The sequence below is a fragment of the Fusobacterium sp. genome, from assembly GCF_029258315.1.
GTDB lineage: Bacteria > Fusobacteriota > Fusobacteriia > Fusobacteriales > Fusobacteriaceae > Fusobacterium_B.
In genome coordinates, this window is sequence record NZ_JARHZE010000112.1 from 1 (window position 1) to 15,318 (window position 15,318).

The window sequence follows — 15,318 nt, forward strand, 5'->3', positions numbered from 1 at the left end:
ATTTTGCTGGAGCTGTGTGTGCAATTATTCCAGCTCTTCCAGCATTATCAACAACTATCATATCTTTTGCTGGTTTCATATTTTCTGGAACTAAATTCCAATTTACATTTTTGGCTCCAAGCATTCCTGCTTCTTCACAAGGAGTAAATACTACAAATATATCTTCGTGAGAAATATTATTTTCTTTTATAACTTTTAAAGCTTCAATGATACTTGCTATTCCCCCTTTATCATCTCCACCTAATGTAGTTGTTCCATCTGTTTTTATAATTCCATTTTCTACAATATAGTTTATATTATTACAAGGTTCAACTACATCCATATGAGCTGCTAAAGTTACCCCTTCTCCCTCTATATTTCCTTTTAATTTTCCGATTATTGTAGGAGCATCTCCACCATAAACTTCATACCCCTTATCTAAATAGATCTCCATTCCTATTTTTTTTAGTTCTTCAACTAAATATTTTGCATATTCTCCCTCTTTTTTTGAAGGTGAATATATTTTTATCATTTCTAAAAAACTATTTACTAATCTTTCTTTATTCACTTTATTCCTCCTAATCATTTAACCAAATTAAACTTTATATAAAGTTTCCCATTCCAATTCCTATTGGTAAATTTAAGAAATACCATATTATTAATTGAATTGTTAATGTAAGTAATATAACTATTGAGTATGGTAAAGTCAAAGCAAATATAGTTCCGAATCCAGCTTCTGGTTGTTTTATACCTGTTCTTTTTTCCTTTGCTAGATTATACTCTAACATCAATCCTAAAATAACTGTTATTGCTGGATGTAAAGGTGAAATTATATTTGTTGCTGAATCCCCTAATCTATAAGCTAATTGAGCATATGCTGGATTAACACCTATCATAGCAAATACTGGAGCTACAATCGGAGCTAGTAATATCCATTTTGTTGATGCTGAAGTCATAAATGGATTCATCAATGCTGTTAATATAATTACTAAAATTAATAGTGGTAATGGACCAACATTGGCTGATTTTATTAAGTCTGCCATCTTTATAGCAATTATTTTTAAAATATTACTTTTATTTAAAAACTCCATAAATAAGGCACAAGTTAAAAATGTTACAAGTAGTGGGGCACATTTTTTTACCCCTGTTTGTAATAGGCGAGCTATATCTTTAGATTTTTCTATTTTTTTAGCCCCTATTCCATATGAAACTCCTATAACAATAAAGAAGATAAATAACAGTGATACCACTGATGATAGTAGTGGTGATTTTGGTAAAAACTCTCCCATATCATTTCTAAAGAAAGAATTTTTTGGTACACTTAGCACTAACATTCCAACCACAAACATCATCAATCCATAAAAACTAAATTTTAATCCTCTGTTTTCTGTTTCTGTAACCTTATATTTTTCTAATTGACTTGCATCAATTTCCTCTTCAGGAAATAATTTCATTATAAATTTTTCTGTAAAAATTGTTAAAGAAATTGTTAAAGTAAATGTTGCAACAGCCATAAAATAATAGTTACTAAGTGGGCTTATTGTCATATTAAATCCAGAATCTTTTATAACTTGTTCTGTTATTCCTGAAAGAAGTGCATCTAAACTTGATACTAAAAGACTTGCACAGTACCCTCCATTACAAGCTGCATATCCTAAAATAATTCCAAGATGTGGCGATCTTCCTATTGAAGAAAAAACAACTCCTCCAAGTGTTAAAGTTAAAATAACTCCAGCATCTGACATTATATTACTGTTGATACAAGCAAAAATAAATACTAAAGTGATCAGACCCTTTGGAGCTTTTAATAAATACTTTCTCATAATAGAATCAAAGAATCCAACTTCTTCAACTATCCCTATTGCTATCATCATCAATAAAACAATTTTTAGTGATGGGAAATTAATATATACATCTGGAAACTTTGAAAGGATATCTCTCATTTTATTAAAAGTTAAAAGATTTTCAATTCTTACTGTACTTTGTAGTCCAGTTGCTCTGTCTAACATTACGCCTTCAATATTCATTTTTGATAAAAATACTGAAATTATCAAAGTACAAATTGCAAAAATACCAAATAACATAAATGGATCTGGCAATTTATTTCCTATTTTTTCTACAATTTTTATAAATTTTCCTACCTTACTTTCTTTTCTCATCTCTCTCCTCCATAATTTTAATTTTTGGAATTGCAAAATCCTTAAGCACCTCTCCATGTCTTTAATAGGACTTTTAATAATAATATCATAATTAAAATAAAAAATCAATCTATTTTAAAACATTTTAATTATTATAGAATCATTTTTATACTTTTAAAAAGAAAAAAAATTACTTAATTATTTTTATTTTTGTAATTTTAGACTAATAAGTCAGCATAAAAAACCCATAGATAATATTTAAAATACTATCTATGGGTTTTATTAGAAATTAAATCTTGTTATTCTTTTTGGCCTTCCTGCTGTTAATGAATTTTCTGTCCTTATATTTTCAGCATAATTTTTTTCAATTATTTTCTTTAAAATTCTATTAACACTTCTTTGAGTTATATTTAAGATACTTGATATTTCCTCGCTGGTGAAACTATCTTTATTTTGTCTTTTCATCATGCTTTTTATTTTCTCTAAGTACAACGAACTAACTCCTATTTCATTTGAAATTTTTTTTATTCTTTCATCTGAAATATTTTTATATTCCAATTCATTTTGAGCTAGTAATGGACCTCTCACATTTTCTCCATCAAATAAAAAAATCTCTTCATTTTTAGAAAAACTTAACTTTAATGCCTTTCTTGCATTTCTCTCTGCTTGAAATAAAGTATTTCCCTCTCCTATTCCAACAGCCAATTTTCCATATTTATTTTCTAAAATCTCTTTTAGTTTAAAAATTTTTTTTAAATTTTCTTTGTCTTTTAAAAGCTCTATATTAGAAATTATCATATACTCATTTTCATCACAAACTTGAAGATTTCCTTCAACCTCTTTACTATATTCTGATAATTCTTTTTCTACTTCCAATTTATTTTTCAAATTATTTCTATATAAATTTTTTTCATCTGAAAATACTTTTAATATTTTTACACCTATTTTACTACTTTTATCTTCAAGATACTTTATATTATTTAAAAGAGAAATAAATTCATCTTCTATTTCCATATCAGTTGCTTGTATTCTATAAGCTGGTATTGAATTTTTGATTAAAAAATTATAGATATATCCAAAGGCTGTAAATACACAATTAATCTCACCTTTCTCATATTTCTCTAGATAATTTTTTAAATACTCTTCTTCTGTTTTATCAGAATCATATTTTTGATAAAAATAGCTTTTAATATCTATTTCAAATTCTTTTATCACTTCTAAAAAAGTTTTTTCACTTACTACATCTATCCCTATTTTTAAATTATCTTTTATATTATAAGGTTTATCTTTTTGAAAATCCCAAAAACTTTTAATTAAACCAATACTTCCACGTTTTACATAGCATACTGGCTTTTTTACCTCAATTGTCTTGCTATTGATAAGACTATAATATACCCCTATCCCTGTTAAGTAAATTCCATCAACATCTTGAGAAATATCTTGAATATATTTTAACATATTTTCAATTCTTTCCTCTTCTATTAAAACGAACTCTATATCTTTATATTTTTGAGATAATAATTTATAAATTTTCTTTACTGAATCTGAAACCCCTACTATTCCTATCTTCATTCTTTACCCTTCTACTCTTATTTTTTATTTACAAGTTCCTCTATGGCTTCTTTTATCTGTTCCTTTGTTAGAGAACCCACTGCATAGGCTTCAACCTCTCCATCTTTTCCTATTAAATAACTTGTTGGAAAAGCTGAAATTCTATACTCTCTTAGTATATCATTATTTTTTGTTGAAACAGTTGGAAAACTATAATTATTTTTTTCTAAAAAGTTTTTTACCTTTTCGCTATCCTCATTATTTACTCCTAGGATAATGATATCTTTTTTATTTTCTCCATATTCTTTATATAATTCCTCTATATCTGGCATCTCTTTTTTACAAGGTGGACACCAAGTTGCCCAGAAATTTAAAAATACTATCTTTCCTTTATAGTTAGATATTGTATGAGTTACATTGTACTGATCTGATAATGAAAAATCAGAGGCTTTTCTAGCAAATGTAAATGTTGAAATGATTAAAAATAAAATAGCTATCGTTTTTTTCATTTTTCCTCCTTAAACTAAATAACCTATAATCTCATTTAATTTTCCTGTAAAAGTCAATATTCCCAATAAAATCAATAGTACTCCCATTATTTTTGTTGTATATTTTATAACTTTCATATTGTTTCTAAAAAATTTTAGTAAATATGTACTAAAAATACCTGTTAAAATAAATGGTAGTATAAAACCTAAAGTATAAGTTCCCATCAAAATATAACCATTAGCAACCTCTTCTAGTGAAGTTATTGTGATCAATATACTTGAAAGTGTTGGACCTATACAAGGTGTCCAAGCAAAACTAAAAGTAAAACCTAGTAGAAGTGCTATAAAAGGATTCATCTTTTTAAATTCTATAAAAAGTTTTCTTTCTCTTTCTAAAGATGATATTTTTAAAAATCCCAATTGAAAAAGTCCAAACAAAATAATTAAGACCCCTGAAATTTTACTGATTATCTCTCTATATTCCTGAAGTAAAATTCCGATTGTTGAAAAACCAAAACTTAAAATCACAAAAGAAAAAGATATTCCCAATGTAAAAAAAATAGTATTTATAATAATATTTTTTTTATTTTCTAAATTACCTCCAGAAAGGTAACCTATATATAAGGGTATAACTGGCAATATGCAGGGAGAAAAGAAAGATAAAATTCCTCCTAAAAAAACTGATATGTAAACTATAATTTCCCTCCTTTTTTAAAAAAGGTTGACTATTTTCAATAGGCAACCTTATTTTATTATTATTTTGTTTCTAATATTTTATTATAAAGATTTTACAAGAGCTTCTGCTAATTTATCCATCTCTTCTGCATTTTTTTCGTTCATTGAAGAAAGGATCTTAACTCTCTCTTCTAAAATAGTCATATTTTTCATTTCACCAAGAGCTTTTATCATCTCTTCACCAGCTTTACAAGCCCAAGTTCCGTTTTCAATTATACCAACTGTTTTCTTTTGTACGCTTAATGCTTTCATATCTTCTAAATAGTTGTGCATTAATGGGAAAACTCCTGCATTATAAGTTGGAGACGCTAATACTAAATGAGAATATTTAAATGTTTCTGAAATTAATGTAGATATATCTGTTTTAGAAACATCATATACTACTACTTTTTTAGCTCCTTTATCAACTAACTTAGATGCTAAAGATGCTGCTGCTCTCTCTGTATTTCCATACATTGAAGCATAAACTACCAAGATTCCTCTCTCTTCTGCTTCATATGTGCTCCATTTATTATATTTATCTAATAATAAACCTAAGTTTGTTCTCCAGATAGGTCCGTGTAAAGGACAGATCATTTTAATGTCTAGTCCACTTGCTTTTTTTAATAAAGTTTGAACTGGCATTCCAAATTTTCCAACTATATTAGTATAGTATCTTCTCATTTCATCTAATAATTCTTTTTCTATATCAAACTCATCATCATATATTCTTCCGAATAAAGTTCCAAAACTTCCAAATGCATCAGCACTGAATAAAGTTCCTGTTGTAGTATCAAAACTTACTAAAGCTTCTGGCCAATGTACCATTGGTGCCCCCACAAAAGCTAATTCATGTTTTCCAAAAGAAATTTTATCTCCCTCTTTTACTACTAACATATTTTCTTCATTTAATTTAAATCCAAATTGTTTCATAAATACAAAAGCTTGTTTTGAAGCTATTACTTTTACTTGTGGATAACGTAATAAGACCTCTCCTATCATTGCTCCGTGGTCTGGTTCCATATGGTGTATAACCATATAATCTAAATTTTTTCCTGCTAAAACTTGTTCTATCTTAGCTAAAAATTCCTCTCCTTTTGACCAGTCAAGAGTATCTAAAAGAACTGTTTTCTCATCTAATAATAAATAAGAATTATATGATACTCCTTTTTGAATTGGATGTATATTTTCAAATAAAGTTAAACGATAGTCATCACTACCTATATAAAAAAGATCATCCGTAATTTTTTTTGTGTTATACATTCTTCCTCCTATATACTTATATATTTAAATATTAAATTACTTATTTTGTTTCTCTAGCATTCTCTACTTCTAAACCAAGAGCAACTTTCATAGCTACTATTGCAACTTCTAATTGTTTTAAATCTGGTTCTTTAGTTGTTATCTTTTGTAAAGCTAACCCCGGATAAGCTAAAGCTTTGATAAAAAAATTGTCTAAATGATTACTTGAAAATCTTTGAAATTCATAAGAAATTCCTGCTATAAGTGGCATCATTACAACTCTCAATACCACTCTCATTAAAATTTTCATATAAACTGTATTTGGTGTTGGTAAAATATAATCTATTAAACTAAAAACCATAATTGCTATCAACATAACCGTTAATAAAAAGCTTGTTCCACATCTAGGATGTAAAGTTGTAAAAGCCTGTGCATTTTCTGGTGTAAGTTCCTTATTATTTTCATAAGCATATATTGTTTTATGCTCGGCTCCGTGATACTCAAAAACTCTTTTTATCTCTTTTGAAAAAGATATAGCCCAAATATACCCTAAAAATAAAACTAATCTTAAAACTCCTTCAAATATATTTGTGTACCCTTTATTTCCATTAAATAAAAAAGTACTGATTATTGAAGGAAGTACTATAAAAAGTCCTATCCCTAAAGCTAAAGAAAACAGTGTTGTCATCACAGCTTCTTTATTACTTAATTGTTCCTCTTCATTTTCCTCACTCTCATTAGCAGAAAATGTTAACTCTTTCATTCCAACTACCAGTGAATCAAATAATACAACTGCTCCTCTTATAAAAGGTAATTGAAAAAATTTTTTTCTGTTTGAAGAAATATGAGTTTTCTTATAGACGATCTCTCCATTTGGTTTTCTTACTGCTGTGGCTACCATGGATCCATTTCTCATCATAACCCCTTCTATAACAGCCTGTCCCCCTACATTTTTACATTTCTTTTCCATATATTCTCCTATTCTGTTATTTCAGCCTCTGTATTTTTTATTATCACAAAAGTCAAGTCATCAACTTGTTGATAACCTTTTCTAAATATATTTATCTCATCTAAAATAATATCTTTTATTTGACTTGGTTCTTTTGTTTTATTATCATAAATAACCTTTTTCAATCTTTCTATTCCAAATAATTCTTTTTCGTGATTCTCTGTTTCTGTTATACCATCTGTATAGTAGATTACTATATCACCTTTATCTAGTTTTAATTGATTCTCTTTATAATTATAACTATCTAAGAATCCAATTGCAACACCTTTTGTTGTATGTAACTCTATTTGATCAGATTTTGCTCTATACACAATTAAAGGATTATGCCCTGCATTTGAATAAGTTAATATTTTTGTTTTATAGTTAAAATTACTATGAAGCATTGTTATAAACATATCCTCTGTTATATCTGGATATATAATTTTATTAAGAAGTTTTAAAGTCATTGCTGGTGAAAGTTTTTGTGTTTCTAAAGTTTTCATAATAGAACGACCCAGTGCCATTAAAAAAGCTGCTGGAACTCCTTTTCCACTTACGTCAGCTATTGTAATTAAAAAGTTTTCATCGTCTATTTTCGAATAGTCATAATAATCTCCACCTATCTCTTTGGCAGGATCAAAATACTTTTCAACTTGAAGTCCAAATACATTTGTTATTTTTTCTGGTAGAATCTTTTCTTGAATTCTTGCAGCTACCTCTAGCTCTTGAGAGATTCTTTCTTTTATTCTTAAATCTGCATACATTTTTGCATTATTTATTGAAATTGCAACCTGTATTCCAAGAGCTGATATGGTTTCCTCATCATTTGAAGTAAATCTATCCTCATCTTCAACTATATAAATTACTCCAAACTCTTTCTCTTTTATTAAAAGCGGTGAAACTATTATTATTTCCCCCTCTTTTAATTTAAATTCTTTTTTCAAATCTTCATAAACTTTTTTATAATCTTGATAAGTAAATCCTTTTAACTCCTCTTGACTAAAACTTATCTCACCTCTAAACTTAATATCTCCTCTTGTTTTTTTATTTATTAATTTTCCATCTTCCCATAAATAAAGAGATATCTTTTTTGCACCAGTAAGTACAAAATACGCATCTAAAATTATATTAATGATATGATCTAAATCCATAATAGATAATACTGTTCTTGATAAAGCATTTATATTAGAAAGACTTGTTACCTTAGCCTCCAAACTTTGATTTGAATATTCTAATTTTTTAGATTTTTCCAACAAAGTATTATAAGTAACCTCTAATTCTTTTCTATATTCTCTAAGCTCCACAAGAGAGTTATCCAATTCTAAATCTTGTTTAATAATTTTATGTAAAGTTTCCATATATTCATCTTTTAACTCTGACGGAATCTTTTCATAAATCTTTTTTTCTTTAAGGCTTTTTAATATTTTTTCTATATTTTTTTTATTTTCTTTTTCTTGAATTTTTAAAAAAGATATAAATATTCCTACTAAAATTAATATAGTTAAATAAATTAACATTTTTTCCCCCAAATTATTTTTACTCCTAAGATATATTATAACAAAAAAAATTATTTTTGTATCATTTTTTTAATTTTTCTAGCAATTCTATGGCTACTTTTTCCGGTAAAATATTTTTCAATTGATTTATTGTCAATTCTTTTATTTTTTTTACACTTCCAAACTCTTTTAAAAGTTTCTCTTTTCTTACCTCTCCTATACCTTTTATACCATCCAATTCACTACCCAAAACTCTTTTACTTCTCAATTTTCTATGATAAGTTACTCCAAATCTATGAGTTTCATCTCTGACTCTAATTAAGATTTTTAAAGCCTCATCTGAGTGAGATAATCTATAAGGTTCGTCCTCTCCATATTTAAAAATTAATTCCTCTTTTTCTGCTAAACTCAAAAGATCAGCTATACCAAATCTTCCTATTTTCTTCAAAATCTCCCCAGCTGCATTTATCTGTCCTATTCCACCATCTATCAATATTACATCTGGAAATTTTTCTGGCTCAAGTTTCGAATACCTTCTCGTTATAACCTCTCTCATCATTTCAAAGTCATCAGGAGTATCTTTACAAGTTATTTTAAATTTTCTATAATCTTTCTTAGAGGCTCTTCCCTCTACTGATACAGCCATTGATGCCACTGGATCAGTCCCTTGAGTGTTTGAAATATCAAAACATTCTATCTTTCTAGGATAATTTTTTAAATTTAATAGCCTATAAAGTTTTTCCATTCCCTCTTCTATTACACTTTTTTTGTTATAGTAATCTACTATATCCTTATTGATATTTAGAAGTGCCATCTCTAAAAGTTTCATTCTTCTTCCATCTATCTTTGGGTAGAAAGTGTGAACTACTTCTTTCTTTTTTAATTTTAACCACTCTTTTATTAAATCATCATTCTCTTCATACTCAGATTGAAAAATTATATTTTTAGGTATTGGGTGCTTTGAATAAAATTCTCTTATTATATCTTGAAAAATATCACTATAAAATTTATTTTCTAATTTTATTACATTTGATATTTTACCTATTATTTTACCCTCTCTCATATTTAAGACACACAAGAATAAAATCTCTCCATCTATCACAAAAGAAAATACATCTTCATCTATATCTCTTCCATACTCTGTCACTTGATTGTTCACTATATCTGTTATCTCTTTTTTTTGATTTCTATATAGGATGGCCTCTTCAAATCTCATCTCTTCAGATGCTTTTTTCATTTTCTCATCCAAATATCTGATGACATTTTCTCCATTTCCCTTTAAAATTTTTATAGCATTATCAATATTTTCTTTATATTCTTTTTCTATATTTTTAAATTTACAAGGTCCATCACACATCTTCATATAATATTTAAGACAAGGTCTTTGAGATTCTTTCTCCATATCTCTATTACAATCTCTTATCTTAAAGAGTTTTGTCAATATCTTTCTTAAATTCCAAGCCCCTTGAGGATAGGGTCCAAAATATTCTCCTGTTTTTAAATCCAACGCCCTTGTTGTTCTTATTATACTTATTTTTGGAAACTTCTCTTTACTAATTTTTATATATGGATATGTTTTTTCATCTTTCAACAAGATATTATATTTAGGCATATATTTTTTTATAAGATTATTTTCTAAAACAAAAGCATCTATCTCACTATTACAAATAATAGTTTCAATATCCTCTATATTTTTCACAAGATTTTTTGTTTTTTCGTCTTCGTGTTCTCTAAAAAAATATGAATAAACCCTTCTTTTTAGATTTTTTGCCTTACCAACATATATTACTTTTCCATTATTTTTCATTAAGTATACTCCAGGCATCTCTGGAATATTATATTTTTTTATGTCCAGTGTAATTTTTCTCCTTCTCTATGTTTTTTTAAAACTTTAATCTCTTTTATTTTTTCTAAATCTTTAGCCAATCTATTTACAAAAGATACTGATCTATGTTGTCCACCACTACATCCTATTCCTATCGATAGATGTTGTTTATTATCTTTTTTATAAAGAGGCAATAAAAAAGTCACCATATCATAAATCTTTTGGTACAATTCCTCTGATTCTTTAAAGCTCATCACATAATCATAAACTTCTTTATCATTTCCTGTTTTACTTCTTAGTTCACTGATATAATATGGGTTTGGTAATACCCTTACATCAAAAACCAAATCCTTATCCACAGGAACACCATATTTAAATCCAAAAGACTCTATATGAACACTGATAGAACCTTCATCACTACTATTTATGATAGTTAGAAGTTCCTCTCTTAACTCTTTTGCAGTGGTTTCACTTGTATCAATAACAAAGGTTGATTTTTCCTTTACCTCTGACATAGTTATCTTTTCTTTTTTTATACTATCTAGTAATGTTGTTCCATTTACTGGATGTCTTCTTCTAGTTAAACTATATCTTTTTAATATAGCTTCATCAGATGAATCTAAAAATACTATTTCAAAATTTATATTTAAACTTTTTAAACAGTTATATATTGTTGTAAACTCTTCAGAAGTATGTATAGTTCTATTATCCAACCCCAAAGCTAATTTTTCTATTCCTAATTTTGAATCCTCTTTATCTAAATTCTGTAAAAGAAAAACAACCATTGAACACAATAGATTATCCATAGCAACATATCCAGCGTCTTCAAGTATATTTAATGCAGTTGTTTTCCCAGCTCCACTAATACCTGTTACTATTATTACCTTCATACCTTCCTCCAATTTTTTACACAATAATATAATATTTTATCTATTTATTATAACACTTTTTTTTAATAAATAAAAAATTTTATTTCATTTTTTCTTATTAATTTTAATATTTTTTATTAAATTTTTACAAAATAAAAATGGCGGAAAACGAAATCAAATTCATCTTCCACCAAATTAACTTGGGAGTTAATTATTTTTACATATCTTTACATGCTACTATATCAATACCTGTTCCTAAAACATTTTTTATTACTATTTCTCCTGTTTTTACTGGTGATTGTAACTCTATTTTAGCTAGTTCCTCCATACATTTAAAGTTTAAATCTTTTGGTATTGCTCCATCTGTTTTTACTGGCATTCTTTTATGAAGTCCTCCTGTTATTCTTACAGTTGAAGTTATTACTCTTTTTGGAGCAACTAACTCTTCTTTTGCATATTCTGCTCCTCTTGGACAAGTATTTCCTTTAACATCTAATGTTTCAGTATCTATTGTTAAATGACAACCCATTGGACAAACAATACATATCATCTCTTTTTTCATTATTTATCCCCTCCTACAAGTTCTACAACAATTTCTTTACCTTTTATTAACTCTAATTTAGATTTTGGTATCATTATTTTTTCCATTTCACCTGGTGCTACATGTGGTTTTCTCAAACTCAAAATTACATTTTCTCCATCTCTAACTTGAAGAGTCATATTTTTATAGATATTTCTAACTCTCATAAATACTTCTAAACCTTTATCTATATTATTTATTCTTACTTTTTGTGGAACTGTATATCCAATACCAAATCCATTTTTAAGTTCTATATACTCTCCATTTGTTAACTGCCCTTTTATATATTTAGCTGCTGCTAAACCTGCTTTTCTTGCCTCAGCACTAACAAAGTCTACTAAGTCATGAACATGCAGTACATTTCCACAAGCAAATATTCCTTCTATATTTGTTTCCATTGCTTCATTTACTATTGCTCCTGAAGTTCTTCCATCAATCTCTACTCCTGTTGCTCTTGAAATATCATTTTCTGGAATAAGTCCAACTGATAAAAGTAGTGTGTCTACTTCATACTCTTTTTCTGTTCCTGGAATTGGTTTTCTATTTTCGTCAACTTTTGCTATTGTTACTTTTTCAAGTCTATCTTTTCCTTGAATATCAATAACTGTATGACTTAAATATAATGGAATATTGTAATCATTTAAACATTGAGCTATATTTCTTGCAAGTCCTCCTGAGAAAGGCATCAATTCAACAACTGCTTTTACTTCTGCTCCTTCTAGTGTCATACGTCTTGCCATAATAAGTCCTATATCTCCAGAACCTAAAATAAGAACTTTTTTACCAACCATATATCCTTCCATATTTACAAATCTTTGTGCTGCTCCTGCTGTAAATACTCCTGCTGGTCTTTCTCCCGGTATTCCTATGGCTCCTCTTGTTCTCTCTCTACAACCCATTGCTAATATAACTGCTTTAGCTTCTATTAACATATATCCATCTGTTGAGTTAATCGCATGAACTTGTTTATCTTTAGTTACGTCTAAAACCATTGTATCTAATTTATATTCAATATTCATCTCTTTTAATTGGTCTATAAATCTTCCTGCATATTCTGGCCCTGTTAATTGCTCTTTAAATTCATGTAATCCAAATCCATTGTGGATACATTGCTGTAATATTCCACCCAATTCTTTATCTCTTTCTATAACTAATATACTATCTATTCCATTTTTCTTAGCTTCTATCGCTGCTGCTAAACCTGCTGGTCCTCCACCTACTACTACTAAATCATATCTCATTTCCTCGTCCTCCCCTATTTAGAAACTTTTGTCTCAGTTGTAAGAATATAAGCACCCTTTCTGTCCAAAACTATATCGTTCAATTCTTTTCCTAACTCTCTCGCTAAAATTTCTTGAACTCTTGGGCCACAGAAACCACCTTGACATCTTCCAGTTCCAGGTCTACATCTTTTCTTAACTCCATCAACAGTTCTAGCTCCTACCATTCTATGAATAACATCAACAATTTCTCCCTCTGTTATTCCTTCGCATCTACAAATTATTCTTCCATATCTTGGATCTTTTTTAATAAGTTCTGCTTTTTCTTCTGGACTAAGTTCCATAAAATGTATCTGAGGTTTATTTTGTTTAAATTTCTCTTTTTTAGTAGCATTTAATTTTTTTACTATCATCTCTGCTACATCAACACCAATTGCTGGAGCTGAAGAAAGTCCTGGAGATTTTGTCCCAGCTATATTGAAGAATCCCTCTGCATCAGGAGCTTCACCTATTATAAAGTCTCCTGTACTTGATTCTGCTCTAATTCCTGTAAAGTTTCTTATACTATCTCTATAATTTATATTTGAAATTGTTTTTTCTGCTTGTCTTCTTATATCATCTAATCCATGAGTTGTTGTTCCTACATAATCTTTACTTTCTACATCTTCTGCTGTTGGACCAACCATAATATTTCCATGAACTGTTTTAGTTACTAATATTCCTTTTCCCATTATTGTTGGACATTGGAAAAGAACTGAATTAGTTAATTTTCCTTGAACTTTATCTAATACATAATATTCACCAATTCTTGGATGAATATCAAAATGTTTTTTACTAACCATATCATTTATCTTGTCTGCATATACTCCAGCAGCATTTATAACTATTTTTGTTTCAAAACTTCTTCCATCTTTTAAAATTACTTTATAACCATTTCCTAACTTTTCTATATTTGAAACTTCAGCATCTACTAATACTTCAGTTCCATTTAGGGCTGCATTTTCTAATAATTTTATTGTAAATTCCCAAGGACCAACTATTCCTGCTGTCTTAGCATACAATGCTGCTACAACATTTTTATTTATATTAGGTTCTCTTCTTAAAATCTCATCTTTTTCTATTATTTCAAGTCCTGGAACTCCATTAGTTAGACCTCTTTCATATAATTTTTTTACATGTTCTCTTTCCTCTTCTGAAAAAGCTAGAACATATGAACCAACATTTTTATATGGTGCTCCTATTTCTTTACATAAATCTCCATACATTGCTGCTCCTAAAACATTGTATTTCGCCATTAATGTTCCTTCTTTAGCATCATATCCTGCATGAACTATTGCAGAATTTGCTTTTGTTGTTCCATTAGAAACATCATTCTCTTTATCTAATACCATGATATTTAAATTATACTTTGATAATTCACGAGAAACAGCAGCACCCATAACACCTGCTCCAATTACAATAACATCTAACATAATTACCTCCCTAAATAGTTAAAAAAAAAGAGCCAAAGATAAAAAAGGAGCATTCCTTTTTTTAGCTTTGACTCTCTAGTACTCTAGTCTTTATTCAATTTGAATATATTATGCTCCTTTTTTTCAGTTTTGTCAACTATTTTTTATTTTAAATTTCTTCCCAAGATTTTGCTCTTTCTACTGCTTTTTTCCATTTTGCATATTTTGCTTCTCTCTCTTCAAGTCCCATTTGCGGAGCAAATTCTCTGTCTAGGATCCAACTTGCTTTTATCTCTTCTTTACTTTCCCAGATTCCTACTGCTAATCCTGCTAAATATGCTGCTCCTAAAGCTGTTGTTTCTAATACTGTTGGTCTTCTTACTGTTTTTCCTAAAATATCAGACTGGAATTCCATTAAGAAGTTATTTGCTGTAGCTCCTCCATCAACTCTTAATCCATTTAATTCTATTCCTGAATCTTCTTGCATTGCCTCTAATACATCTCTTGTTTGATATGCTATTGCTTCTAAAGCTGCTCTTATTATATGATTTTTATTTGCTCCACGAGTTAATCCTAAAATAGCTCCTCTAGCATACATATCCCAATATGGTGCTCCTAATCCTACAAATGCTGGTACTACAAACACTCCTCCACTATCTTTTACTTTTCTTGCAAAGTATTCTGTATCTCCTGATTCAGCTACTAATTTTAATTCATCTCTTAACCATTGAACTACTGCTCCTCCTACAAATATACTTCCTTCTAAAGCATATTGTA

14 protein-coding genes are annotated in these 15,318 nt (G+C 28.4%); all 14 read right to left on the reverse strand.

Translation table 11 applies throughout. The annotated features are described in order from the left end of the window. A partial coding sequence (locus tag Q1J48_RS07630; RefSeq protein WP_300362419.1) for a M20/M25/M40 family metallo-hydrolase occupies positions 1–547 on the reverse strand: 547 nt, incomplete at its 3' end. Positions 548–581: 34 nt separating this feature from the next. Beyond that, on the reverse strand, positions 582–2,138 hold the full coding sequence (locus Q1J48_RS07635; protein ID WP_300330102.1) for an AbgT family transporter: 1,557 nt from the start codon (positions 2,136–2,138) through the stop codon (positions 582–584). Between the two features lie 261 nt (positions 2,139–2,399). Next, on the reverse strand, positions 2,400–3,689 hold the full coding sequence (locus Q1J48_RS07640) for a hypothetical protein (protein WP_300362421.1): 1,290 nt from the start codon (positions 3,687–3,689) through the stop codon (positions 2,400–2,402). A gap of 17 nt (positions 3,690–3,706) precedes the next feature. Continuing rightward, complete coding sequence (locus Q1J48_RS07645; RefSeq protein ID WP_300330096.1) at positions 3,707–4,177, reverse strand: TlpA family protein disulfide reductase; 471 nt, start codon at positions 4,175–4,177, stop codon at positions 3,707–3,709. A gap of 9 nt (positions 4,178–4,186) precedes the next feature. Further along, a complete protein-coding gene (locus tag Q1J48_RS07650) occupies positions 4,187–4,855 on the reverse strand; it encodes a cytochrome c biogenesis CcdA family protein (RefSeq protein WP_367181841.1) in 669 nt (222 codons plus the stop codon). Between the two features lie 78 nt (positions 4,856–4,933). Beyond that, positions 4,934–6,133, reverse strand: coding sequence for an FprA family A-type flavoprotein (locus tag Q1J48_RS07655; protein WP_300362423.1), 1,200 nt, complete (start codon positions 6,131–6,133; stop codon positions 4,934–4,936). 40 nt (positions 6,134–6,173) lie between these two features. Then, positions 6,174–7,082, reverse strand: coding sequence for a DUF1385 domain-containing protein (locus tag Q1J48_RS07660; protein ID WP_300362425.1), 909 nt, complete (start codon positions 7,080–7,082; stop codon positions 6,174–6,176). Positions 7,083–7,090: 8 nt separating this feature from the next. Then, the gene (locus Q1J48_RS07665; RefSeq protein WP_300362426.1) at positions 7,091–8,617 is read right to left on the reverse strand and encodes a PP2C family protein-serine/threonine phosphatase; all 1,527 of its coding nucleotides are present in this window, start codon (positions 8,615–8,617) and stop codon (positions 7,091–7,093) included. Between the two features lie 61 nt (positions 8,618–8,678). Further along, positions 8,679–10,451: an excinuclease ABC subunit UvrC gene (uvrC, locus tag Q1J48_RS07670; RefSeq protein WP_300362435.1), complete on the reverse strand. Its 1,773-nt coding sequence runs from the start codon at positions 10,449–10,451 to the stop codon at positions 8,679–8,681. Next, the gene (gene rapZ, locus Q1J48_RS07675; protein ID WP_300330086.1) at positions 10,442–11,311 is read right to left on the reverse strand and encodes an RNase adapter RapZ; all 870 of its coding nucleotides are present in this window, start codon (positions 11,309–11,311) and stop codon (positions 10,442–10,444) included. The genes uvrC and rapZ overlap by 10 nt, the downstream gene beginning before the upstream one ends. 196 nt (positions 11,312–11,507) lie before the next feature. Next, on the reverse strand, positions 11,508–11,852 hold the full coding sequence (locus Q1J48_RS07680) for a DUF1667 domain-containing protein (RefSeq protein ID WP_300330083.1): 345 nt from the start codon (positions 11,850–11,852) through the stop codon (positions 11,508–11,510). Beyond that, positions 11,852–13,111, reverse strand: a complete 1,260-nt coding sequence (locus Q1J48_RS07685; RefSeq protein WP_300330081.1) for an NAD(P)/FAD-dependent oxidoreductase — start codon at positions 13,109–13,111, stop codon at positions 11,852–11,854. The genes Q1J48_RS07680 and Q1J48_RS07685 overlap by 1 nt, the downstream gene beginning before the upstream one ends. Before the next feature lie 14 nt (positions 13,112–13,125). Further along, entirely contained in the window at positions 13,126–14,562 is a 1,437-nt protein-coding gene (locus Q1J48_RS07690; RefSeq protein WP_300362429.1) for an NAD(P)/FAD-dependent oxidoreductase, read from the reverse strand. Positions 14,563–14,710: 148 nt separating this feature from the next. Then, a partial coding sequence (locus tag Q1J48_RS07695) for an FGGY family carbohydrate kinase (protein ID WP_300362431.1) occupies positions 14,711–15,318 on the reverse strand: 608 nt, incomplete at its 5' end.